General features: G+C 72.4%; 20 protein-coding genes. 6 read left to right on the forward strand and 14 right to left on the reverse strand.

Features of this window, described 5'->3' with window-relative positions:
- The first annotated feature begins 27 nt into the window (after positions 1–27).
- The 4 genes from ABZ836_RS02765 to ABZ836_RS02780 all read left to right on the forward strand — a co-directional run bounded on the left by ABZ836_RS02765 (position 28) and on the right by ABZ836_RS02780 (position 4,796).
- Positions 28–708, forward strand: coding sequence for a hypothetical protein (locus ABZ836_RS02765; RefSeq protein WP_356130860.1), 681 nt, complete (start codon positions 28–30; stop codon positions 706–708).
- Between the two features lie 127 nt (positions 709–835).
- Complete coding sequence (locus ABZ836_RS02770) at positions 836–1,657, forward strand: thioredoxin domain-containing protein (RefSeq protein ID WP_356130858.1); 822 nt, start codon at positions 836–838, stop codon at positions 1,655–1,657.
- A 103-nt stretch (positions 1,658–1,760) separates the two neighbouring features.
- Positions 1,761–3,464, forward strand: a complete 1,704-nt coding sequence (locus ABZ836_RS02775; RefSeq protein ID WP_361138634.1) for an alkaline phosphatase D family protein — start codon at positions 1,761–1,763, stop codon at positions 3,462–3,464.
- A gap of 348 nt (positions 3,465–3,812) precedes the next feature.
- Positions 3,813–4,796, forward strand: a complete 984-nt coding sequence (locus tag ABZ836_RS02780) for a zinc metalloprotease (protein WP_361138637.1) — start codon at positions 3,813–3,815, stop codon at positions 4,794–4,796.
- A gap of 77 nt (positions 4,797–4,873) precedes the next feature.
- On the opposite strand, the gene ABZ836_RS02785 is transcribed toward ABZ836_RS02780, so the two are convergent.
- Positions 4,874–5,443: a dienelactone hydrolase family protein gene (locus ABZ836_RS02785; protein WP_356130852.1), complete on the reverse strand. Its 570-nt coding sequence runs from the start codon at positions 5,441–5,443 to the stop codon at positions 4,874–4,876.
- Positions 5,444–5,503: 60 nt separating this feature from the next.
- On the opposite strand from ABZ836_RS02785, the gene ABZ836_RS02790 reads away from it, so the two are divergent.
- Positions 5,504–6,625 (forward strand): mechanosensitive ion channel domain-containing protein, encoded by a 1,122-nt coding sequence (locus ABZ836_RS02790; protein ID WP_361138640.1) that lies wholly within the window; start codon positions 5,504–5,506, stop codon positions 6,623–6,625.
- 32 nt (positions 6,626–6,657) lie between these two features.
- On the opposite strand, the gene ABZ836_RS02795 is transcribed toward ABZ836_RS02790, so the two are convergent.
- From ABZ836_RS02795 to ABZ836_RS02810, 4 genes are all read right to left on the reverse strand, one after another.
- Positions 6,658–7,164: a GNAT family N-acetyltransferase gene (locus tag ABZ836_RS02795; protein ID WP_361138643.1), complete on the reverse strand. Its 507-nt coding sequence runs from the start codon at positions 7,162–7,164 to the stop codon at positions 6,658–6,660.
- Positions 7,161–8,105 carry an RluA family pseudouridine synthase gene (locus tag ABZ836_RS02800; RefSeq protein ID WP_356130847.1) on the reverse strand — a complete coding sequence of 315 codons (945 nt, stop codon included), beginning with the start codon at positions 8,103–8,105 and terminating at the stop codon, positions 7,161–7,163. The genes ABZ836_RS02795 and ABZ836_RS02800 overlap by 4 nt, the downstream gene beginning before the upstream one ends.
- Positions 8,106–8,170: 65 nt before the next feature.
- Positions 8,171–8,749, reverse strand: a complete 579-nt coding sequence (gene lspA, locus ABZ836_RS02805; protein ID WP_356130845.1) for a signal peptidase II — start codon at positions 8,747–8,749, stop codon at positions 8,171–8,173.
- Between the two features lie 68 nt (positions 8,750–8,817).
- Positions 8,818–9,267 carry a TraR/DksA family transcriptional regulator gene (locus tag ABZ836_RS02810; protein ID WP_356130843.1) on the reverse strand — a complete coding sequence of 150 codons (450 nt, stop codon included), beginning with the start codon at positions 9,265–9,267 and terminating at the stop codon, positions 8,818–8,820.
- Between the two features lie 1,170 nt (positions 9,268–10,437).
- On the opposite strand from ABZ836_RS02810, the gene ileS reads away from it, so the two are divergent.
- Positions 10,438–13,584, forward strand: coding sequence for an isoleucine--tRNA ligase (ileS, locus tag ABZ836_RS02815; RefSeq protein ID WP_361138648.1), 3,147 nt, complete (start codon positions 10,438–10,440; stop codon positions 13,582–13,584).
- A gap of 164 nt (positions 13,585–13,748) precedes the next feature.
- Here the strand turns inward: ileS and ABZ836_RS02820 are convergent, their stop codons facing one another.
- From ABZ836_RS02820 to ftsW, 9 genes are all read right to left on the reverse strand, one after another.
- On the reverse strand, positions 13,749–14,945 hold the full coding sequence (locus tag ABZ836_RS02820; RefSeq protein WP_356130839.1) for a DivIVA domain-containing protein: 1,197 nt from the start codon (positions 14,943–14,945) through the stop codon (positions 13,749–13,751).
- 55 nt (positions 14,946–15,000) lie between these two features.
- Positions 15,001–15,285, reverse strand: coding sequence for a YggT family protein (locus tag ABZ836_RS02825; RefSeq protein WP_108953862.1), 285 nt, complete (start codon positions 15,283–15,285; stop codon positions 15,001–15,003).
- Positions 15,286–15,332: 47 nt separating this feature from the next.
- On the reverse strand, positions 15,333–15,992 hold the full coding sequence (gene sepF / locus ABZ836_RS02830) for a cell division protein SepF (protein WP_356130837.1): 660 nt from the start codon (positions 15,990–15,992) through the stop codon (positions 15,333–15,335).
- Between the two features lie 128 nt (positions 15,993–16,120).
- The gene (locus ABZ836_RS02835; RefSeq protein WP_356131118.1) at positions 16,121–16,840 is read right to left on the reverse strand and encodes a YggS family pyridoxal phosphate-dependent enzyme; all 720 of its coding nucleotides are present in this window, start codon (positions 16,838–16,840) and stop codon (positions 16,121–16,123) included.
- A gap of 21 nt (positions 16,841–16,861) precedes the next feature.
- Positions 16,862–17,593, reverse strand: coding sequence for a peptidoglycan editing factor PgeF (pgeF, locus tag ABZ836_RS02840; RefSeq protein ID WP_361138653.1), 732 nt, complete (start codon positions 17,591–17,593; stop codon positions 16,862–16,864).
- 10 nt (positions 17,594–17,603) lie between these two features.
- The gene (gene ftsZ, locus ABZ836_RS02845) at positions 17,604–18,839 is read right to left on the reverse strand and encodes a cell division protein FtsZ (RefSeq protein WP_356130833.1); all 1,236 of its coding nucleotides are present in this window, start codon (positions 18,837–18,839) and stop codon (positions 17,604–17,606) included.
- A 279-nt stretch (positions 18,840–19,118) separates the two neighbouring features.
- Positions 19,119–19,931: an FtsQ-type POTRA domain-containing protein gene (locus ABZ836_RS02850; RefSeq protein ID WP_361138656.1), complete on the reverse strand. Its 813-nt coding sequence runs from the start codon at positions 19,929–19,931 to the stop codon at positions 19,119–19,121.
- An 89-nt stretch (positions 19,932–20,020) separates the two neighbouring features.
- Complete coding sequence (gene murG / locus ABZ836_RS02855; RefSeq protein ID WP_356130829.1) at positions 20,021–21,115, reverse strand: undecaprenyldiphospho-muramoylpentapeptide beta-N-acetylglucosaminyltransferase; 1,095 nt, start codon at positions 21,113–21,115, stop codon at positions 20,021–20,023.
- Positions 21,116–21,121: 6 nt separating this feature from the next.
- Complete coding sequence (gene ftsW, locus ABZ836_RS02860; RefSeq protein ID WP_356130827.1) at positions 21,122–22,501, reverse strand: putative lipid II flippase FtsW; 1,380 nt, start codon at positions 22,499–22,501, stop codon at positions 21,122–21,124.
- Positions 22,502–22,627: the final 126 nt, after the last annotated feature.

Consider the following 22,627-nt stretch of genomic DNA (forward strand, 5'->3'; position numbering starts at 1 on the left):
CCTCCGGCGTGCCAGACTTTCCGCGAGATGGACATGTCCGGGACCCCCCTCAGAGCCGCACGCGCGGTGCTGTTCACGGCGCTGGCCGTGACCGTAGGCACCGCGTCCCACGTGCTGCTCTCGGGCGCGCCGCTCCCGCTGTCCACGGTGGCGGCGGTCAGCGCCGCCGTCTTCCTCGCGGCCTACGCCCTGGCCGGACGGGAGCGCCGCTTCGGCCCGATCGCGGCGCTGCTGGTCCCGCTGGAACTCGCCGCCGACACGATCTTCACCACCGGCCAGCACGCCTGTTACGGCGCGGCCGGGGGTCCGGTCGCCGGCCCGCTGCACTCGGTTGGCCTCGACCTGCTCTGCCGGGGCGCCCCGGTGGGCACCCCGCTGACGCCGGCCGCCGCCCCCGAGGGCGCCGCCGCGCTGCTCGCCGAGAGCGGTCCGGGCACGGCCTGGGCGCTGCTCGCCTGCCACGTCGGGGTGGGGCTGCTGGCCGCCGCCTGGCTCAGCCGCGGCGAGCGCGCGCTGGCCCAGGTGCTGCGCGCCGTCGCCGCGACGACGTTCCGGCCGCTGCTGGTGGCGTTCGCCACCGTCGCCCCGCGCGCCGTCCCCGCCCCGCGGATCACCGCCGGGGCGCCCGCGGCCGTCGCGCCGCGGATGCGGTACCTGGTGCGCTCCCTGGGGCTGCGCGGGCCGCCGGCCCGCCTCGCCGCCGCCTGACCGGTCCTTCACGACCCGGCCGGGTTCCGGCCCCCCGCGCCCCGCGCGCGCGACGCCTCGTCGGCGTGCGTGCGTGCCCCCGTGATCCCACCCAGTCTTTCTTCGACTTTTTCCTCTGGAGAACCCCATGAGCCAGCGCAACTCCCAGGCCGCCAAGTCCGCCGCCCGCGAGCGGCTGCGTCAGGAGCGCGAGCGTGAGGCCAAGCGCGCCAAGGTCAAGCGCCAGATGGTGGTGGCCGTGTCCGTCGTGGCCGGCCTCGCGATAGCCGGCGGCGCCGCCTACGGCATCGTCCAGGCCAACAAGCCCTCCGCCTGGGAGGCCGCCAAGGACGCCAAGCTGGTGGCCCCGGCCAACACCAGCGGCAAGAACGGCCTCGACGTGGTCATCGGCGAGGGCGGCGAGAAGACCCTGGCCCTCTACGAGGACCCGCGCTGCCCCGTCTGCGCCGCCTTCGAGCAGTCCGTCGGCGAGACGGTCCGCAAGGGCATGGAGGACGGCAGCTACAAGCTCCAGTTCGTCGGCGCCAGCTTCCTGGACGACAACCTCTCCGGCGAGGGTTCCAAGAACGCCCTGAGCGCCCTCGGCGCCGCCCTGGACGTCAGCCCCGAGGCGTTCCTGGACTACAAGGCCGCGCTGTACTCGGCGGAGTTCCACCCGGAGGAGTCCACCGACAAGCTGGCCGACGACGCCTACCTGATCAAGATCGCCAACTCGGTGGACTCCCTCAAGGGCAACAAGGACTTCGAGAAGGACGTCAAGGACGGCACCTTCGACAAGTGGGCCCTGGAGATGGACAAGAAGTTCGACGCCGACGGCGAGAAGTACGGCTTCGGCGGCACTCCCTCCCTGGTCATGGACGGCAAGGTCGTCACCGACAGCGGCGGCCAGAACGCCCCGATGACCGTGGAGGAGTTCGAGGCGGCCATCGACAAGGCCCTGAAGGGCTGAGCCGACCCGGCCTCCCGGCCGGTGGCCGAATAACGGCCGAAGAGCGGGCGAACTCTTGTGAGTTCGCTCGCTCTTGCATGTACGCGTCAGTAGCCTCCGGCCCATGAGCCGACCGAGACCGCACTCCGACGCCTCCGCCACCACCACCGCCGCCACCTCCCCCCACGCCACCACCGCCGCCGCGCCCGCGTCGGCGCCCAGCCGCCGTACGGTGGTCAAGGCCGCCGCGGCCGGCGCGGCGCTGGCCGCCCCGCTGGCCGCCGCGCTCCCGGCCCGGGCGGCGGCCGCCGCCGCCCCCGTCTTCCTGCACGGCGTGGCCTCCGGCGACCCGCTCCCCGACGGCATCCTGCTGTGGACCCGGGTCACCCCCGTCCCCGAGGCCGCCCCGGGCTCGGGCACCGGGCCCGACACCCCGGTCGAGTGGGTCATCGCCACCGACCGCTCCCTGTCGTCCGTGGTGTCCCGCGGCACGGTCACCGCCCGGGCCGCCACCGACCACACGGTGAAGGCCGACGTCCGCGGCCTGCGCCCGGCCACGGACTACTACTTCCGCTTCACCGCGGGCGGCGTCCACTCCCCCGTCGGCCGCACCCGCACCGCGCCCGCCGCCGACGCCCCGGTGGACGGGCTGCGCTTCGGCGTGGTGTCGTGCGCCAACTACGAGGCGGGCTACTTCTCGCCCTACCGGCACCTCGCGGCCCGCGGCGACCTGGACGCCTGGCTCCACCTGGGCGACTACATCTACGAGTACGCCAGCGGCGGTTACGCCTACGGCGGCGTGGTCCGCACCTACCAGCCCGAGCACGAGATCCTCACCCTCGCCGACTACCGGATGCGGCACGCCCGGTACAAGACCGACCAGGACCTGCAGGCGCTGCACGCCGCCGCCCCCTGCGTCGCCATCTGGGACGACCACGAGGTGGCCAACGACACCTGGTCGGGCGGCGCGGAGAACCACACGGAAGGCGCCGAGGGCGCCTGGGCCGCGCGTCAGGCGGCAGCCAAGCAGGCCTATTTCGAGTGGATGCCGGTGCGCCCGGCGATCGCCGGCACCACCTACCGCCGGCTCCGCTTCGGCAGGCTGGCCGACCTCTCGCTGCTGGACCTGCGCAGCTTCCGCTCCCAGCAGGTCTCCTCGGCCGGCGGCGCGGTGGACGACCCGGACCGCACCATCACCGGCCGCGCGCAGATGGACTGGCTGAAATCCGGCCTCGCCTCCTCGGACACCACCTGGCGGCTGGTCGGCAACTCCGTGATGATCGCGCCGTTCTCGGTGGCCCAGCTCCCGGAGTTCGTGCGCGAGCCCCTGGGCGAGCTGCTCGGCCTGCCGGACCTGGCGATCAGCGTCGACCAGTGGGACGGGTACACCGACGACCGCAAGGAGCTCATCTCCCATCTGCGGTCCCACTCCATCCGCAACACGGTGTTCCTGACCGGCGACGTGCACATGGCGTTCGCCACCGACGTCCCGGTGAACGCCACCACCTACCCGCTGACCGCCTCCGCGGCCACCGAGTTCGTGGTCACCTCGGTGACCTCGGACAACCTCAACGACTACGTCGGGGTGTCCGAGGGCGCCGTCACCTCGGTCGCCGACCCGGTCATCAGGACCCTCAACCGGCACATCAAGTTCGTCGACACCGACCAGCACGGGTACGGCGTGTTCTCGGTGACGCCCCAGCGGGCGCAGATGGACTACTACCGGATCTCGGACCGCACCGACCCGGCCGCCACCGAGCACTGGGTCCGCTCCTACCGGACCCTCAGCGGCACCCAGAAGGCCGAGCGGACCTACGACCCGGTCTAGGACCCGTCCGGCCTCTCAGCACGCAACGCGCGTCACTCACAGGGGCACTTCTCGGCCACCCGACCGGACCGCTCCGCCTGTAAAGGGCAGGTGACGGAAGCCTTCTCCCGGCGTTTCGGCACCGAACGAATCCGGACACTTCCGGCTCCTCGCGCCCGCTCCGCGCCGCGCCGCCGCCTCCCTCACGACGGGACCGCGGCGCGGCGCGAACCGATTGCCCCGGTCTGCTCCCGGCCCGAAGAGGCCGGATCGCTACTCCTGACCTTTCGGCATGTCCACGTAATGTCCGGGCGGCGGCCAGGGAGATCCCTGCGCGCCGCGTCTGCCCCGCTCGAGCAAGGAGCTCACATGCGTGCCTTCGCCCGGATATCCCCCCAGCTGCGCCGGCGCCTGATCGGCACCGCCGCCGTGGCCGGCGCCCTGGTCCTGACCCCGGTCTCGGCCCCCACCACGCTGGCCGCCGCCCCCGCGGCCAAGGTCTCCGTCGCCGACGAGTGCGAGGACACCGCGGGCTCCGCGGCCCGTGTGGGCAAGGGCCACGACCACGACCACGGCGCCGTCGACCCGAACACGGTCACCGCCGCGAAGGCCAAGGCCATGCAGGCCGACCTGGAGAAGAAGCTCGCCGAGAAGCGCGTCGCCCCGTCCGCGGCCGCGGTCTCCGCCACCATCCCGGTGTACTTCCACGTCATCACCGACGGCACCAAGGGCAACCTGACCTCGGCCGAGATCAACAGCCAGATCAACGTCCTGAACAACGCCTACGCGGGCCAGGGCACCGGCAACGTCGCCACCGGCTTCCAGTTCCAGCTGGCGTCCGTCGACTACACGAACAACGCCTCCTGGTACAACCTGGCCTCCGGCTCCTCCGCCGAGAAGGCCATGAAGACCGCCCTGCGCAAGGGCGGCGCCAACGCCCTGAACGTCTACACCGCGAACCTCAGCGGCGGGCTGCTCGGCTGGGCGACCTTCCCGACCTCCAACGTCACCTCCATGGACGGCGTGGTCCTGCTGGACGAGTCGCTGCCCGGCGGCAGCGCCACCAACTACAACCAGGGCGACACCGCCACCCACGAGGTGGGCCACTGGCTGGGCCTGTACCACACGTTCCAGGGCGGCTGCAACGGCAACGGCGACTACGTCTCCGACACCCCCGCCGAGGCCAGCCCGGCGTACGAGTGCCCGACCGGCCGTGACACCTGCGCCAAGTCCTCGGGCGCCGACCCGATCCACAACTTCATGGACTACACGTACGACTCCTGCATGTACCAGTTCACCAGCGGTCAGGTGACCCGGATGCAGCAGGCCTGGACCGCGTACCGCGCGGGCTGAGGCCGCCCGCCCGGAGCGACTCGACGCCCGGAGCGACTCACCGCCCGGAGCGAGTCGCCGCCCGGAGCGAGCGCCGCCTAGAGCGAGTCGAGGAAGCCGAGCGCCACCCGCCAGGTGGCCTCGGCCGCCTCGGCGTCGTGGTCCGGGAGCCCGGGGTCGGTGTAGAGGTGGCCCGCCCCGGGATACCGGAAGACCTCCACGTCCGCGCCGGCCCGGCGCATCTGGAGGTACCAGGAGCTCAGCCAGTCGTCCGTCTCGAAGGGATCGGGCTCGGCCACGTGGAGCTGCACCGGCAGGTCGTCCACCGAGGCGTTCGCGGCGATGTCCGAGGTGCCGTGCAGGAGCAGCAGACCCCGGGCCTTGTCGTCGCCGAGCGCCAGGGTCTGCGCGGTGGCCGCCCCCAGCGAGAAACCGGCGTAGACCAGCCCGCGCTCGGAGTAGGGCGCGGCCGCCAGGACGGCCCGCTTCAGCAGCTCGTCCGCCCCCACGCCGGCGTGGTGGTCCATGCCCTCCTCGACCGTCTCGAAGACCCGTCCGTCGAAGAGGTCCGGGGTCCACACCTGGTGTCCCGCGGCGCGGAGCCGGTCGGCGGCCTCGTGCACGGCGGGGCGCAGGCCGTAGGTCGAGTGGAAGAGCATGACGTCCATGAGTCAATGCTCACACGACCTTCGCGTTCGGTTCTCCCCGGTCCTGGATAAGCGCGCCGAATGGAGAACGTCATGCGCCCGCTCATCGTCGTCGGCGGCTCGGTCCTCCTCACCCTGGTCATCGGGTGGGTCACGGACCAGCTGCTCCGCAAGGCCGACGAGCGCCACCCGGAGACCCCGGCCTGGGGTCTGCTGCGGCGTGCTCGTATCCCCTACCAGATCGCCCTGTGCGTCGCGCTGATCCGCGCCTCCTGGGACGAGGCCCAGGTCGGCGGCTCGTACCGGGTGCTGATCGGCCGGATCCTCACCCTGCTCCTCATCGGGGCCACCGCCTGGCTGCTGGTCAGGATCGCCGGGGCCGTGGTGGAGGCCTCCTACGACCGGTACGCACGGGTCCACCGCGATCCGGCGCGGGTCCGCCGGGTGCGGACCCAGGTCGAGCTGATCATGCGCGTGGTCACCGCGATCGTCGGCACGGTCGCCATAGCGGCGATGCTGCTGACCTTCCCCGCGATGCGCGCCGCCGGCACCTCGCTGCTGGCCTCCGCCGGTGTCCTCGGCATCGTCGCCGGTGTGGCCGCCCAGTCCACGCTGAGCAACGTCTTCGCCGGCCTGCAGATCGCCTTCGGCGACATGGTCCGCATCGGCGACACCGTGGTCGTCGAGGGCGAGTGGGGCACCGTCGAGGAGATCACCCTGACCTTCCTGACCGTCCGCACCTGGGACGAGCGCAGCTTCACCATGCCGGTGTCGTACTTCACCTCGAAGCCGTTCGAGAACTGGTCCCGCGGCGGCGCCCAGATGACCGGCGTCGTCTACTGGCAGCTCGACCACCGTGCCCCGGTGGAGGCGATGCGGGACAAGCTCCGCGACATCCTGCGCCACTGCTCCGCCTGGGACGGCCGGGCCCACAACGTGCAGGTCACCGACACCACGCCGACGACCATGGAGGTCCGGGCGCTGGTCACCGCCAAGGACGCCGACGACATCTGGACGGTGCGGGTCACCGTCCGCGAGGAGATGCTGCGCTGGCTCGCGGCCGAGCACCCCTACGCGCTGCCGCGCATCGTCACGGCCACCCCGGAGACGCCGATGCACCTGCCGCTGCCCACCGCCGACCAGGCCGGGCAGCCCGCCCGCGCCGCCCGCGAGGGGATGCCGAAGCCCCGGCTCGAGAAGTGAGCCGGGGGTTCGGCGGGCCGGCCCGGCGGCGGCTAGGCCCCGGTTCCGGTCCGGTGCCGGAGGGAGCGCCGCATCGACCGGTGCGGGATGCCGGCGTCGTCGAAGACCGGGCCGTACGCCCGGTAGCCGAGCCGCTCGTAGAACCCCATGGCGTGCACCTGCGCCCCCAGGTCGACGACGCTCAGGCCGCGCTCGCGCGCCACGTCCTCGATCCCCCGCACCAGTGCCACGCCGACTCCGAGACCGCGGGCCTCGGACAGCACCGCGAGCCGCCCCAGCGAGCCGACGGCCGGGTCGCCGCCCGTCTTCTTCGCGGCGACCTCGCCGTACAGCAGCCGGCCGGTGCCCAGCGGGGCGCCGTCCTCCTCGCGGACGGCCAGCACGTGGACGGCGTGGGCGTCCAGCGCGTCGTACTCGATCTCCTCCGGGACGCCCTGTTCGACCACGAACACCTGCTTGCGGACCCGGAAGCAGGCCTCGCGGTCGTCCAGGTCCTCGACGACCCGGACCACCACGGGCGGCGCGGCGGGGGCGGTCACGCGTAGGTCTCCTCACGCACCTTGTCGAGGGCCTTGCTCAGGTCCTCCGGGTAGTCGCTGGCGAACTCCACCCACTCGCCGGTGCCGGGGTGCTCCAGGCCGAGGCGCACGGCGTGCAGCCACTGCCGGGTCAGGCCGAGCCGCTTGGCCAGCGTCGGGTCGGCGCCGTAGGTGAGGTCGCCGACGCAGGGGTGCCGGTGGGCCGACATGTGCACGCGGATCTGGTGGGTGCGGCCGGTCTCCAGCTTCACGTCCAGCAGGGACGCCGCGCGGAAGGCCTCGATCAGGTCGTAGTGGGTGACCGAGGGCTTGCCCTCGGCGGTGACCGCCCACTTCCAGTCGCTGCTGGGGTGGCGCCCGATGGGGGCGTCGATGGTGCCGCTGGTCGGGTCCGGGTGGCCCTGCACCAGGGTGTGGTAGCGCTTGTCGACCGTGCGCTCCTTGAACTGGCGCTTCAGCGACGTGTACGCGTACTCGGACTTGGCGACCACCATCAGGCCGGATGTGCCGACGTCCAGCCGGTGCACGATGCCCTGGCGCTCGGCGGCGCCGGAGGTGGAGATGCGGTAGCCGGCCGCGGCCAGCCCCCCGATCACGGTGGGGCCGGTCCAGCCCGGCGAGGGGTGCGCGGCCACGCCGACCGGCTTGACGATCACGACCAGGTCGTCGTCGTCGTGCACGATCTCCATGCCCTCGACGGGCTCGGCGACCACCTGCACGGGGGCGGGGGCCTGGGGCATCTCCACCTCGAGCCAGGCGCCGCCGGAGACGCGCTCGGACTTGCCGACGACCACCCCGTCGACCTGCACCTTGCCCGCCGCGGCCAGCTCGGCCGCCTTGGTCCGGGAGAAGCCGAACATCCGGGAGATGGCGGCGTCGACACGCTCGCCCTCCAGGCCGTCCGGCACGGGCAGGGTTCGGATCTCGGGAATCGTGCTCACCCGTCGAGTATGCCGGACGGGTGACACGGCGCGTCCCGCGCCCTCGGGCGGCAGGCGCCTCCCGGTCAGTCCTTGTGGATCGTGCCGTCCGGGTCGAGGCCCTTGAAGGAGAGCAGCACGATCAGGATGCCGCCGCAGACGATCGCCGAGTCGGCGAGGTTGAACACCGCGAAGTGCTTCGGCGCGATGAAGTCCACGACCGCGCCCTCGAAGACGCCCGGCGTGCGGAAGATCCGGTCCGTGAGGTTGCCCAGCGCACCGCCCAGCAGCAGGCCGAGCGCGATCGCCCAGGGGGTGCTGTAGAGCTTGCGGGCGAGCCGGAAGATCACCACGATCACGGCGACCGCGATCACCGTGAAGAGGATGGTGAACGCCTCGCCGAAGCCGAAGGCCGCGCCCGGGTTGCGGATCACGTCCAGGCGCAGCCACTCGCCGAGCAGCTCCACGGAACGGTTCCCCGGCTCCAGCTCCGCCACCACGATCAGCTTGCTGACCAGGTCGAGGACGTAGGCCAGCACCGCGACGGCGATCAGGACGGCCACCCGCCGCTTGCCGCGCGGGGCCTGCCGCTCCTCGTTCTCCTCCGGCGCTGCCGCCTCGTCCGGAGTCTCCGGCGTACCGATGATGCGCTCCGCCTCTGCCACGTGAGTCCTTCGGCCTGGTTACCTGACTGGAAGGAGAGCGTACGGCACGACCTCCGTGGCCGCTGTGGTCAGTGCCTCCGTTCCTGCTTCTGCTTGCACTCCACGCAGAGGGTGGCACGGGGGAAGGCCTGCATGCGGGCCTTGCCGATGGGGTTGCCGCAGCTCTCGCAGAGGCCGTACGCCCCCTCGGCCAGGCGCTCCAGGGCGCGCTCGGTCTGGCTGAGCGTCTCGCGGGCCGCGGAGGCCAGGGCCAGCTCGTGCTCGCGCGTGATGTTCTTCGCACCGGTGTCGGCCTGGTCGTCGCCCGCGCCGTCGCCGGAGTCCCGCATCAGCCCGGCCAGGGCGCGTTCCGCCTGGGTGATCTCCGCGCGCAGCCGGGTCGCCTCGCCCTCGAGCTCGCCGCGGGCCTCCTCGACCTCCTCGGGCGTCCACGGGTCCTCGCCGGGGCGGACCGCCAGGTCCCCCGCCTCGACCCGTGCCTTGGGCACCGCCGCCGCCGAACTCTTCCTCGTCCTCACGCCCCTGCCTCCCGTCCGCGCGGCCTCCGCCGCGGCACCCTGCCGACCCTCACCGGCCTCCACCGCGTCCGCGGCGGCCGCCTCCTCGCTCCCACCCGTCCGCGCCTGGCCCTTCCGGCCCGGCCCGGCCGCACTCCTCCCCTTCGCCCGCCCGGCATCGCTGCCGCCCGGCCGCGCACTGTCCTTCCCCTCCACCGGCCGCTCAACCGCCTTCCGACCCACCGGCCCTCCGCCACCGGACGGCGCGGCCTTCCCGGCCTCGCCCGCCGGGGTCTCCGGCACCTCGCCCGCCCCGGGCTTCCCGGCCTTCCCGGGCCTCCCGGCCTTCCCGGCCTTCCCGGCCTTCACAGGCTTCACGGGTCTCACGGGCTTCCCGGTCCCGTCCGCCACAGCCTGCGGAACCTCGTCCGCCGGAGTCCCCACGGCGCGTGGGGTGCCCTGGGTGCCTGAGGTGCCCTGGGCACCTGAGGTGCTGTGGGTGCCCGGGTCCTGGTCCGCCGCGGTCCTCCGGCCGCCCGGCCTCTTCGCCCCGGCCCCGGCCCCGGTCCCTGTCCCGGCCCCGGCCCGCTTCCCCGGGGGCGCCTCGGTGCCGGACCCGCCGTCCACCGTGCCCGATGCCGACTCACGTTCGGCGGTCCTCTTCGCCACCATGGCCGCGGCCCCTCACATGCTGTGATCCTGCTCGCGAATCGTGCTCGGACGATAGATCGGCCCGTCACCGGCGGCAACGGGGCTCGCCGCTGCATGCGTTGTGCCCATCTGCCGCCCCGCTATGCGCCGGACCAGGGCCGAACGGGTGCGGCCCCGGCCGAATCCGCCCGCACGGCCCCGGGAAACCCCGTCACCGTCACCCGCCGTCGCCCCTTACACTGGCCGCAGCGACAAGGCGTGGATGGGACGAGTAGCGGCGCCCGCAGCCCAGAGCGACCCGGGGACGGTGTGAGCCCGGGGGCGAGCACGACGTGAAGATCACCCCGGAGCCGCCGGAAGAAAGCCCGGGGATTGCCCGGGCCGGTAGACCCGGCCGTCGCGACCCGAATGAGGGGGTCACCGGACGTGCGCGAGCGCGCGTCGGCGGCCAAGGAGGGTGGTACCGCGGGACCGCGCCGACGGCGCGTGGATCTCGTCCCTCCGACGGAAGGCAGCAATGTCCGTTGGAGGAAGCCGCTGATGACAGCGCCGACGTACCGCCAGGTGCCCGCCCAGGTCGACCTGCCCGCCCTCGAGCACGCCGTGCTCGAGTTCTGGGAGCAGCAGAAGATCTTCGCCAAGACCCTGGAGCAGTCCGAGGGCCGCCCCGAGTGGGTGTTCTACGAGGGCCCGCCCACCGCGAACGGCATGCCCGGCGCCCACCACATCGAGGCGCGCGTCTTCAAGGACGTCTTCCCCCGCTTCCGCACCATGCGCGGCTACCACGTGGCCCGCAAGGCGGGCTGGGACTGCCACGGCCTGCCCGTGGAGCTCGCGGTGGAGAAGGAGCTCGGCTTCACCGGCAAGAAGGACATCGAGAACTACGGCATCGCCGCGTTCAACGCGAAGTGCCGCGAGTCCGTCACCCGGCACACCGACGCCTTCACCGAGCTGACGACCCGCATGGGCTACTGGGTCGACCTCGACGACGCGTACGTCACCATGGACCCGGAGTACGTGGACTCCGTCTGGTGGTCGCTGAAGGAGATCTTCAAGAAGGGCCTGCTGGTCCAGGACCACCGCGTCGCCCCCTGGTGCCCCCGCTGCGGCACCGGCCTCTCCGACCACGAGCTGGCGCAGGGCTACGAGACGGTCGTGGACCCGTCGGTCTACGTCCGCTTCCCGCTGACCTCCGGCCCGCTGGCCGGCCAGGCCTCGCTCCTGGTGTGGACGACCACCCCGTGGACCTTGGTGTCCAACACCGCGGTCGCCGCACACCCCGAGGTGACCTACGTGGTCGCCACGAACGGCGAGGAGAAGCTGGTCGTCGCCGAGCCGCTGGTCGCCAAGGCCCTCGGCGAGGGCTGGGAGCCCACCGGCGAGACGTTCACCGGCGCGGAGATGGAGCGCTGGAGCTACCGGCGCCCGTTCGAGCTGGTGGAGTTCCCCTCCGAGGCGCACTTCGTCGTCAACGCCGCGTACGTGACCACCGAGGACGGTACGGGTCTGGTCCACCAGTCCCCCGCCTTCGGCGAGGACGACCTCAAGGTCTGCCGCGGCTACGGCCTGCCTGTGGTCAACCCGGTGCGCCCCGACGGCACCTTCGAGGAGGACCTCCCGCTGGTCGGCGGCGTCTTCTTCAAGAAGGCCGACGAGGCGCTCACCGCGGACCTGCAGGAGCGCGGGCTGCTCTTCCTGCACCTGCCGTACGAGCACAGCTACCCGCACTGCTGGCGCTGCCACACCGCGCTCCTCTACTACGCGCAGCCGTCCTGGTACATCCGCACCACCGCGGTGAAGGACCGGCTGATCGAGGAGAACGAGAAGACCAACTGGTTCCCCGCGAGCGTCAAGCACGGCCGCTACGGCGACTGGCTGGACAACAACATCGACTGGGCTCTCTCCCGTGCCCGCTACTGGGGCACCCCGCTGCCGATCTGGCGCTGCGAGGAGGGCCACCTGACCTGTGTCGGCTCCCGTGCCGAGCTCTCCGAGCTGACCGGCGCCGACCAGTCGGGCCTGGACCCGCACCGCCCGTACATCGACGACGTGACCTTCGGGTGCCCCGAGCAGGGCTGCGGGCACACCGCCGTGCGCGTCCCCGAGGTCATCGACGCCTGGTACGACTCGGGCTCCATGCCGTTCGCGCAGTACGGCTACCCGTACAAGAACAAGGAGCTGTTCGAGAGCCGTTACCCGGCCCAGTTCATCTCCGAGGCCATCGACCAGACCCGCGGCTGGTTCTACACGCTGATGGCGGTCGGCACGCTCGTCTTCGACCGGTCGTCGTACGAGAACGTGGTCTGCCTCGGCCACATCCTCGCCGAGGACGGCCGGAAGATGTCCAAGCACCTGGGCAACATCCTCCAGCCCATCCCGCTGATGGACCAGCACGGCGCCGACGCCGTGCGCTGGTTCATGGCGGCCGGCGGCTCCCCCTGGGCGGCCCGTCGCGTGGGCCACGGCACCATCCAGGAGGTCGTCCGCAAGACGCTCCTCACCTACTGGAACACGGTCGCCTTCCAGGCCCTGTACGCCCGCACCGCCGGGTGGGCCCCGAGCGAGGCCGACCCGGCCCCGGCCGAGCGCCCGATCCTGGACCGCTGGCTGCTCTCCGAGCTGCACGCGCTCACCGCCGAGGTGACCACGGCCCTGGAGTCCTACGACACCCAGCGGGCCGGCAAGCTCCTGTCGGCCTTCGTGGACGACCTGTCCAACTGGTACGTCCGCCGCTCCCGCCGCCGGTTCTGGCAGGGCGACAAGGCCGCCCTGCGCACCCTGCACGACGTGGTGGTGACCGTCACCCAGCTGATGGCCCCGCTCACGCCGTTCATCACCGAGCGGGTCTGGCAGGACCTGGTCGTCCCGGTCGTCCCGGACGCCCCGGAGTCGGTCCACCTGTCCTCCTGGCCGGAGGCCGACCTGTCCTCCGTGGACGCGGAGCTCTCCCAGCAGATGGCGCTGGTGCGCCGCCTGGTGGAGCTGGGCCGCGCCACCCGCGCCGAGTCGGGCGTCAAGACGCGTCAGCCGCTCTCCCGGGCGCTGGTCGCGGTCTCCGGGTTCGAGCGCCTGGGCGGGGAACTGCGCGCCCAGATCGCCGAGGAGCTCAACGTGGCCGCGCTGGCCTCGCTCTCCGAGGTGGGCGGCTCGCTGGTCGACACGACCGCCAAGGCCAACTTCCGGGCGCTCGGCAAGCGGTTCGGCAAGCGCGTGCAGGAGGTGGCCAAGGCCGTCGCCGCCGCGGACGCCGCCGCGCTGTCGGCCTCGCTGCGGGAGACCGGCACCGCCACGCTCGACGTCGAGGGCGAGACCATCACCCTCTCCCCCGAGGAGGTCATCGTCACGGAGACCCCGCGCGAGGGCTGGTCGGTGGCGTCCGACTCCGGCGCGACGGTCGCCCTGGACCTGGAGATCACCGAGGAGCTGCGGCGGGCCGGCCTGGCGCGGGACGCGATCCGCCTGATCCAGGAGGCGCGCAAGAACAGCGGCCTGGACGTCGCGGACCGCATCGCGCTGCGCTGGTCCTCCACGGACCCGGCGGTCGCCGAGGCGCTCACCGCCCACGCGGGCCTGGTCGCCGACGAGGTCCTCGCCACCGACTTCGCCCAGGGCGAGGCGGACGACACCTACGGCGCGGACTTCACCGACGAGGGCCTCTCCCTCACCTTCCGCCTCCGCAAGGCGTGACACCGGGGGCGCACCCCGCGCCCGAGGCCCGGCCCCCGCACGGGGGCCGGGCCTCCGGTCCTCCCCCACCCCGCACGGCAAAAGGGCGGTGCCCCGAACCCTGAGGTTTCGGGGCACCGCCCTACCGAACGCCGACGACAGGCGTACCGCTCAGCCGCGCGCCGTCAGTTGTCGTCCTCGTCGATCAGGAAACCGCGCATCGGCGAGGGAGCCTGGCCCATGGGACCGGGACCCTGCGGCCGCACCGGCGCCATCGGCTGCGTCATGGCCGGCGACATCTGCGGCTGGCCGTTGCCGCCACCGCCCGGACCACCGCCGAAGGCGGAGGACGGGCCGGGGCCGCCGTTCATGCCCTGACCGCCGCCGAACGCGGACCCGGCACCGGCCGGAGCCATCGACGGGGCCGGCGGCGGGGGCAGCGACGGCGCACCGGACGGAGCCGGCGTCCGCGGCGGCGCCAGCGTGTCGTCCGCCTGGGACTCCAGCTGACGCAGCTGCGACTCCAGGTAGGACTTCAGCCGCGTGCGGTACTCGCGCTCGAAGCCGCGCAGGTCCTCGACCTTGCGCTCCAGCGTGGCGCGGGCGGACTCCAGGGAGCCCATCGCGACGCGGTGCTTCTCCTGCGCGTCCCGCTCCAGGGCGTCGGCCTTGGCACGGGCGTCACGCTCCAGACCCTCGGCGCGGCTGCGGGCCTCGCCGACGATCTTGTTGGCCTCGGACCGGGCCTCGGCGATCGCCTGGTCGGCGGTCTGCTGGGCCAGCGACAGGACGCGTGCGGCGCTGTCGCCACCGGGACCCTGGCCGGGGCCGCCCATCGGACCGCCGGGACCGCCCATCGGGCCGCCCATCGGACCGGGACCGTGCATCGGCTGGCCCATCGGACCGGGGCCACCCTGGCCCATCGGGCCGGGACCCTGCGGGCCGTGACCGCCGGGACCCTGGGGACCGTGGCCACCGGGACCCTGCGGGCCACCGGGGCCGGCGGGAAGCTGCGGGGCACCGCTCGGCAGCTGCGGCGGGCCACCCATGGGGCCGCCGTGCTGCTGCGGGGGTCCCGATATCCCGGCGGGGACAGGACCACCGGGACCGCGCATGCCGGGACCCTGGTCCTGAGGACCGCCCGGACCCTGCGGGCCGCCCGGTCCGTCGGGACCCTTCCGCATGCCCTGCTGCTGGTTCTGCGCGGCGGCACGGGTGGCCGCGGCCAGCTTGGCGCGGAGGTCCTCGTTCTCCCGGAGCAGTCGGGTCAGTTCGGCTTCGACCTCATCGAGGAAGGCATCGACCTCGTCTTCGTCGTAGCCTTCCCTGAGGCGGACGGTCGTGAACTGCTTGTTCCGCACGTCCTCGGGGGTCAACGGCATCTCTTCACCTCAACGTAGTCGTCGGCTTTCGGCAAGAACGTCATTCACATCGCGCTCACAGCCGGCTCACGACGGAGATCAGGATGTAGACGATGATCATCAGTACGAAGAAGGACAGGTCGAGCGCCACGCCCCCGAGACGCAACGGCGGGATGAACCGCCGCAGAAGCTTGAGCGGTGGATCGGTGACAGTGTAGGTGGCCTCCAGAACGACCACCATCGCCCTTCCGGGCTGCCACGAGCGGGCGAACTGGAACACGTAGTCCATGACCAACCGGAAGATCAGGACGAGGAGGAAACACATCAGCGCGATGTAGACCACGTCCCAGAACACGCTCATGATCTCCTGCTTCCCTCTCCCCTGTGTCTTGCGTCACCCGGTACTTCTCAGCTCTGGTTGAAGAACCCGCCCTCTGCGATGCGGGCCTTGTCCTCCGCCGTGACATCGACGTTAGCAGGAGACAGCAGGAACACCTTCTGCGTCACCCGCTCGATACTGCCGTGCAGACCGAACACCAGACCCGCCGCGAAGTCGACGAGCCGCTTCGCGTCCGTGTCGTCCATCTCCGTCAGATTCATGATCACCGGAGTGCCCTCACGGAAGTGTTCCCCGATGGTACGGGCCTCGTTGTAGGTCCGCGGGTGGAGGGTGGTGATCCTGTACGGCTCCCTCTCCGACACGACCTTGGGCATGATCACCGGCGCGCTCTTCTCCAGACTCTGACGTTCCTGTGTGATGGATGCCACGGGGGCGATCCGCGCCGGCCGACTCGTTTCCGCCACGGGAGCGACGGAGGCGGGAGCCGGTTCGCGGGGCGCCGGGGGCTGCACCACTCGTACCGGTTCTTCCCTTTGCGGCTGGTGCGAACCATGTGCCGAGTGTGAACTGTGCGACGTGTGTGCTGACTCGTGTCGGTGACGGTCACGCTCCGGCTCAGGGTCGAGTTCCGGTTCGAAGTCGTCGTCGGGGTCGAAACCCCGGCCGTCGTACCCATCGTCCTCCACGAGGCCGAGGTAGACCGCCATCTTGCGCATCGCGCCGGCCATGCTCTGAGTCCTCCGCTCTGTGGTGGATCGGCTGACGACTGCCACGTCCCCGCGATCCACGAGGTCGTTCTGCCCGCCATTCGGCGGTAAAGACCATATTTTCTGTTGTGGTCCGACTCTTGGCGACGTTACCCGAGCCCGGGACGGACTCCGAGCACCGCACTGCCGACGCGTACGTGTGTCGCTCCGGCGGCAACGGCGTCCTCGAGGTCCGCACTCATCCCTGCCGACACCATGGTTGCAGTCGGATGGGCTCGGCGCAGGACAGTCGACAAATCCATCAGCCGGTCGAAGGCCGCCCGTTGACGCCCCGCATATTGTCCGGTGAGCGGGGCGACGGTCATCAGTCCGCCCAGCCGCAGGCCCTCCGACGAGGCGATCAGAGCGGCCAACTCCTCGACCCCGTCGGGCGCCACCCCGCCGCGCTCGCCCCGGCCCCGCTCCTCGGCGTCCAGTGCGACCTGGATCAGGCACCCCAGCTCCCGGCCGGTCCGCGCCGCCTCCTTGGAGAGGGCCGCGACCAGCCGGTCCCGGTCCACGGACTGCACCGTGTCGGCATAACCCGCCACGGACCGGACCTTGTTGGTCTGCAACTGACCGACGAAGTGCCACGAAAGCGGCAGATCCGCACAGGCCGCCGCCTTCGGGGCGGCGTCCTGGTCCCGGTTCTCGGCCACGTGCCGCACCCCGAGTTCGGCCAGCAGGCGCACGTCGCTCGCCGGATAGGTCTTGGTGACCACGATCAGGGTCACCTCGTCGCGCGACCGGCCCGCGGCCTCGCACGCCGCGGCGATCCGGCTCTCCACCCGGGCGAGGTTCGCCGCGAGTTCCTCGCCGCGTTCGTTCACAGAGCGTTCCGTCATGCCTCGTCAGTCCAGCCAGACGTACCCCGCGAGCCGGCCGGTGGCGCGGTCGCGGCGGTACGAGAAATGATCATGCGACTCCATGGTGCACGCCGGCGAACGCCGGGCGTCACGCACCCCCACCCGCTCCAGCTGGGCGTGCACCCCGGCGGCCACGTCCACGGCCGGGGTCCCCCAGGAGGTCTCGGCGTGGGAGGCCGGTTCGACGGCGGCGACCTCGGCGCGCATCCCCTCCGGCACCTCGTAGCACCGCCCGCACACGGACGGGCCGGTGAGCGCCGTGATCCGGGCGGGGTCGGCGCCCAGCCGGACCATCGCCGCGACCGCGGCCGGGACCACCCCGGCCACCATGCCCGGCCGGCCGGCGTGCGCCGCGGCGGCGACGCCGGCCACCGGGTCGGCCAGGAGAACGGGGACGCAGTCGGCGGTGAGGACCGCGAGGGCCAGACCCCGGCGGGCGGTGACCAGGGCGTCGACGGAGGGGATCTCCGCCCCGTCGTCCCAGGGACCGTCGACCTCCGCGACGTCGGCGCCGTGGACCTGGTTCATCCAGACCACCCTGCCGGGGTCGAGGCCGAGCGCCTGGGCGGTCAGCTTCCGGTTCGCCAGAACGGCGGCCGGGTCGTCTCCGACCGCGCCGCCGAGGTTGAGCTCCTCATACGGAGCGGCGCTCACCCCGCCCCACCGGTCGGTGAAGGCGAAGTGCGCGCCGCTCACGCTTTCGCGCTGATCTATCACTGGGGAAGTGTCACTTCAGGAAGTCCGGGACGTCCAGTTCCTCGGCCATGCTGTCCGGGTAGGTGCGGGACTGCGGGAGCGGGGGGACCACCGGCGGGACCGGCGCGGGGGCCGGACGCTGCTCGGCCGCCGGCTCGGGGGCCGGGGCGGGAGCGGGGGCAGGGGTCTCCTCCTTGGGGGTCACGCTGCCGAGCGACCCGAAGGAGGGACGGGCGGTCTCGGTGGACCGGGCCGGGGCCGACGGCTCCTCGCGCTTGGCGGAGGCGGAGCCGAGGACGTTCTCCCGCTTGGCGGGCGGCTGGCCGCCGTCGAAGCCGGCGGCGATCACGGTGACCCGGACCTCGTCGCCGAGCGCGTCGTCGATGACCGCGCCGAAGATGATGTTGGCCTCGGGGTGGGCCGCCTCGCTCACCAGCTGGGCCGCCTCGTTGATCTCGAAGAGACCCAGGTCGCTGCCGCCGGAGATGGAGAGCAGGACGCCACGGGCGCCGTCGATGGAGGCCTCGAGCAGCGGCGAGGAGATCGCCATCTCGGCGGCGGCCACCGCGCGGTCGTCGCCGCGGGCGGAGCCGATACCCATCAGGGCGGAGCCCGCCTCGGACATCACGGACTTGACGTCGGCGAAGTCGAGGTTGATGAGGCCCGGCGTGGTGATCAGGTCGGTGATGCCCTGGACGCCGGAGAGCAGGACCTGGTCGGCCGACTTGAAGGCGTCGAGGACCGAGACCTGGCGGTCCGAGATGGACAGCAGCCGGTCGTTGGGGATGACGATGAGGGTGTCCACCTCGTTGCGGAGCTCGGCGATGCCGTCCTCCGCCTGGTTGGCGCGGCGGCGCCCCTCGAAGGTGAACGGGCGGGTCACCACACCGATGGTGAGGGCGCCCAGCGACCGGGCGATGTTGGCCACCACGGGCGCGCCGCCCGTGCCGGTGCCGCCGCCCTCGCCGGCCGTCACGAAGACCATGTCGGCCCCCTTGAGGACCTCCTCGATCTCCTCGCGGTGGTCCTCGGCGGCCTTGCGGCCGACCGCCGGGTTGGCGCCGGCGCCGAGTCCGCGGGTGAGTTCGCGGCCGACGTCGAGCTTGACGTCGGCGTCGCTCATCAACAGCGCCTGAGCGTCGGTGTTGATGGCGATGAACTCGACGCCCTTGAGACCGACCTCGATCATCCGGTTGATGGCATTGACACCACCGCCGCCGACACCGATGACTTTGATGACTGCGAGGTAGTTCTGCGGTGCTGCCACGTCGAAGGCCTCTCGCCTCGAGTTACGTGCCGGATGCCTCGCGGGTTCCCCGCGAAGCACCGGCTGATGCCGAATGGGACGGTCCGAACGCCGACCCGAACCCTAACGGTGAAGTTTAGGGTTACCAGTGTGTCTGTTCCCTGGACTCTTCCGAACAGGACACTAGGTCGACAAGTGGCGCACGTTCAACGAACACGCCGAACCTCCCGCTTTTCTTTTCACCCTATGTGATCAAGCACGCCGGTGCCCAGTCCGGGTGCTGGCCTGCGCTGATGTGCGTCAACTCGCCGATGACGCAGGGGCGGAGGGGACGCTGACGTCGAAATGACGGGCCTTCGGGGTTGCCTTCATCAGGGCCCGCAGGGTACGGGCCTTGGCCTCGCCCTCCTCCGGGCTGCCCCACACCACCGTGCGTCCGTCCTCGAGTTCCAGCGAGAAGGCGTCGAAGGTACGGACCTTGACGGCGCGGGTGTCGCGGGCGATGGCGTCCGGAATGTCCCCCGCCACCCGCACCGCCTCGGCCACCAGCCGGTCGCGGCCGAAGCGGCGCAGCGAGGAGCGGGCGGACTCCTCGGAGGACGGCTCGAGTTCGAGCAGCGGGACGGACTCCGGCGCTTTCGGGAGCGTGGCGAACCGGGTGCCCGAGGCGTCGACCTCCACGAACCGCCCCCGCTCGGCGAGGATCAGGACCGCGGTGCGTTCGGTGACCTTCAGGGTGACGCGGTGCGGCCAGTCCCGGTCCGCCTCCACCGACTCCACCCGCGGCAGCTCCGCGCGGACGCGGGCCTCGAGCTCGTCGGTGTCCACCGAGGCGAGCGGCAGCGCCGGCGGGACGGCGGCGGCCCGGCGCACCTCGTCCTCGCCGAGGACGCGGGTGCCGGTGACGCCGACCTCGTCCACCCGCAGCCAGGCCGAGCCGTACAGCAGCCAGATCACGCCCGCGGCCAGCAGCGCCGCGACGGCGCCGCCGGCCACCAGGGTGCGCGGGCGCGGCGGGGCGGGAAGGCGGTCGCGCCAGGAGGGCGCGGGACCGGGTGCCCCGGCCGGCTCCCGGCGGCGTTCACCGCGTTCGGCGGTCGTCGTTCCGGCCACGCTCCCTGCCCTCCGTCGTGCTGCGCGTCTGGTACCGCGTCCCGGCGCCCCCGCCGGGCGCCGCCTCCGTCACCGGGTCCGCCGTGCCGTCAGGCGCGGCGGGCCTCCGCGATGGCCTCGTACACCATGCCGACGAGCAGTTCGTCGGCGTCCCGGCGGCCGAACTCGGCGGCGGAGCGGGACATCTGGTAGAGCCGGTGCGGGTCGGTGAGCACGGGCAGGACGTTCTGCAGGACCCATTCCGGGGTCAGTTCCGCGTCGTCGACCAGCATGCCGCCGCCGGCCTTGACCACCGGCTGGGCGTTGAGCCGCTGTTCGCCGTTGCCGATGGGCAGCGGCACGTAGGCGGCGGGCAGCCCCACGGCGGAGAGCTCGGCGACGGTCATCGCGCCCGCGCGGCACAGCATCATGTCGGCCGCCGCGTAGGCGAGGTCCATCCGGTCCAGGTAACTCACCGGGATGTACGGGGGCATGCCCGGCATCTGGTGGACCTGCGGCAGCTCGTTCTTCGGGCCGACCGCGTGCAGGATCTGGACCCCGGACTGCTGGAGGCGCGGGGCGACCTGCTGGATCACCTCGTTGAGGCGGCGGGCGCCCTGCGAGCCGCCGGTCACCAGCAGCGTGGGCAGGTTGGGGTCGAGGCCGAAGGCGGCGCGCGCCTCGGGGCGCACGGCGGCCCGGTCGAGGGTGGCGATGGAGCGGCGCAGCGGGATGCCGATGTAGCGGGCGCCGCGCAGCTTGCTGTCCGGGGTGGCGACCGCGACGCGGGAGGCGTACCGGGAGCCGATCTTGTTGGCCAGGCCGGGGCGGGCGTTGGCCTCGTGGATGACGATCGGCACACCCAGGCGCTTGGCGGCCAGGTAGCCGGGCAGCGCCACGTAGCCACCGAAGCCGACCACGGCGTCGGCCTTGGTGCGCTCCAGGATCTCCTCGGCGGCCCGGATGGTGCCGCGCAGCCGGCCGGGCACGGTGATCAGCTCCGGGGTCGGCTTGCGGGGCAGCGGGACGGCCGGGATCAGCGCCAGCTCGTAGCCGCGTTCGGGCACCAGGCGCGTCTCCAGACCGCGCTCCGTGCCCAGGGCCGTGATGCCCACGGTCGGGTCCTGCCTGCGCAGGGCGTCCGCGAGGGCGAGCGCGGGCTCGATGTGGCCCGCGGTTCCTCCGCCGGCGAGTACGACATGCACCGAAATTCACCGCTCTCCGGACGAGCGCGCCGAGGCACGCCGTCGCATCGTGTTCCATCTACGGGGTTCCCGGACCGGCCGGTTCTTCCCCGCCCGCTTTTTACCAAAGCGGGGTTGGCGCATCGCAAGCGCCGCCCGCGCGGCGGGCTCGTCACGCGCGAACGCGATCAGCAGCCCGACGGCGAACATGGTCGGCAGCAGGGCCGATCCGCCGTAGGAGAACAGCGGGAGGGGGACTCCGGCGATCGGCAGCAGGCCGAGCACCGCACCCATGTTGACCATGGCCTGCGCCGTGATCCAGGTGGTCACGCCTCCCGCGGCATACCGTACGAAGGGATCCTCCGTGCGTCCGGCCACGCGGATGCCCGCATAGCCTAGAGCGGCGAAGAGGGCGAGCACCGACAGTGTCCCCGCCAGGCCCAGTTCCTCACCGGTGATGGCGAAGATGAAGTCGGTGTGGGCTTCGGGGAGTTGCCCCCATTTCTCCACGCTCGCGCCGAGCCCGGAGCCGAACAGGCCGCCGGAGGCCAGGGCGTAGAGGCCGTGCAGTGCCTGCCAGCACTGGTCCTGGGGGCCGGGGTCGGTGGCGCCGAGGCAGGCCAGCCGGGCCATCCGGTTCTCGCTGCTGGTGATGAAGTAGAGGCCTATGGCGCCCGCGACGGCCAGCACGCCGGCGAAGAGCCGGGTGGGGGCCCCGGCCAGCCACAGGATGCCGAAGAGGATCGCGGTGAGGACCATGGCGGTTCCCATGTCCCCGCCGATCATGATCAGCGCGAGCAGCAGGAACGCCACCGGAACCAGCGGGACCAGCAGGTGCTTCCACTGGGTCAGCAGCCGCTTGTCGTGCTTGCGGGCCATCAGGTCGGCGCCCCACAGCACCAGGGCCAGCTTGCCGAACTCGCTGGGCTGGATCTGGAAACTCCCGCCCAGCGGGATCCAGTTCTGGTTGCCGTTGACCGCCACCCCTATCCCGGGGATCTGCACCAGGATCATCAGGCCGACGGAGCAGGCGAGGATCGGGTAGGCCAGTGCCCGGTGGAGTTTGACGGGCATCCGGGAGGCGGCGAGCAGCAGCAGCCCGCCGATGACGGCGGCGAGGAGCTGCTTGCGGAAGAAGTAGGCGCCGGGCAGCGAGTAGCGCAGGGCGGTGATCTGGGAGGCCGAGTAGACCATCACCAGGCCGAGCACGATGATGAGCGAACTGCCGCCCAGGATCAGGTAGTAGGCGGTGAGCGGCCGGTCCCAGGCCTTGCGGGCGCGCGTGACGGCCCGGCGCAGCGGGTTGTCGCGCACCGGTTCGGCGGGCCGCGCCGCGGCGGGCGCGGGCACGCGGGCGGCGCGGCCCCGGCCCGGGCCGGGGGGACGCTTCGTCCCGTTGCGTTCCATGGCACCCCTTCCGGTCGGCGACCGATCCAACCACGCGTTCCCCCTGTGCCCGCAGCAGACCCGCCGGACACGGGCGTCCCGGGCGCGCGGGCGGCACGGCGGACGCGAAAGGGCGGCCGGGGGTGG

Origin of the sequence: Streptomyces sp. NPDC047130, assembly GCF_040643475.1 — a bacterium.
In the GTDB taxonomy this organism is placed as follows: Bacteria; Actinomycetota; Actinomycetes; order Streptomycetales; family Streptomycetaceae; genus Streptomyces.

Excerpts from the sequence above, each read along its gene's own strand:
- ftsW (WP_356130827.1), bottom strand. The coding sequence starts at position 22,501 with ATGGAACGCAACGGGACGAAGCGTCCCCCCGGCCCGGGCCGGGGCCGC.
- ABZ836_RS02780 (WP_361138637.1), top strand. The coding sequence starts at position 3,813 with ATGCGTGCCTTCGCCCGGATATCCCCCCAGCTGCGCCGGCGCCTGATC.
- ileS (WP_361138648.1), top strand. The coding sequence starts at position 10,438 with ATGACAGCGCCGACGTACCGCCAGGTGCCCGCCCAGGTCGACCTGCCC.
- sepF (WP_356130837.1), bottom strand. The coding sequence starts at position 15,992 with ATGGCCGGCGCGATGCGCAAGATGGCGGTCTACCTCGGCCTCGTGGAG.
- ABZ836_RS02770 (WP_356130858.1), top strand. The coding sequence starts at position 836 with ATGAGCCAGCGCAACTCCCAGGCCGCCAAGTCCGCCGCCCGCGAGCGG.
- ABZ836_RS02775 (WP_361138634.1), top strand. The coding sequence starts at position 1,761 with ATGAGCCGACCGAGACCGCACTCCGACGCCTCCGCCACCACCACCGCC.
- ABZ836_RS02790 (WP_361138640.1), top strand. The coding sequence starts at position 5,504 with ATGGAGAACGTCATGCGCCCGCTCATCGTCGTCGGCGGCTCGGTCCTC.
- ABZ836_RS02825 (WP_108953862.1), bottom strand. The coding sequence starts at position 15,285 with ATGAGCGTGTTCTGGGACGTGGTCTACATCGCGCTGATGTGTTTCCTC.
- ABZ836_RS02765 (WP_356130860.1), top strand. The coding sequence starts at position 28 with ATGGACATGTCCGGGACCCCCCTCAGAGCCGCACGCGCGGTGCTGTTC.
- ABZ836_RS02820 (WP_356130839.1), bottom strand. The coding sequence starts at position 14,945 with ATGCCGTTGACCCCCGAGGACGTGCGGAACAAGCAGTTCACGACCGTC.
- ABZ836_RS02785 (WP_356130852.1), bottom strand. The coding sequence starts at position 5,443 with ATGGACGTCATGCTCTTCCACTCGACCTACGGCCTGCGCCCCGCCGTG.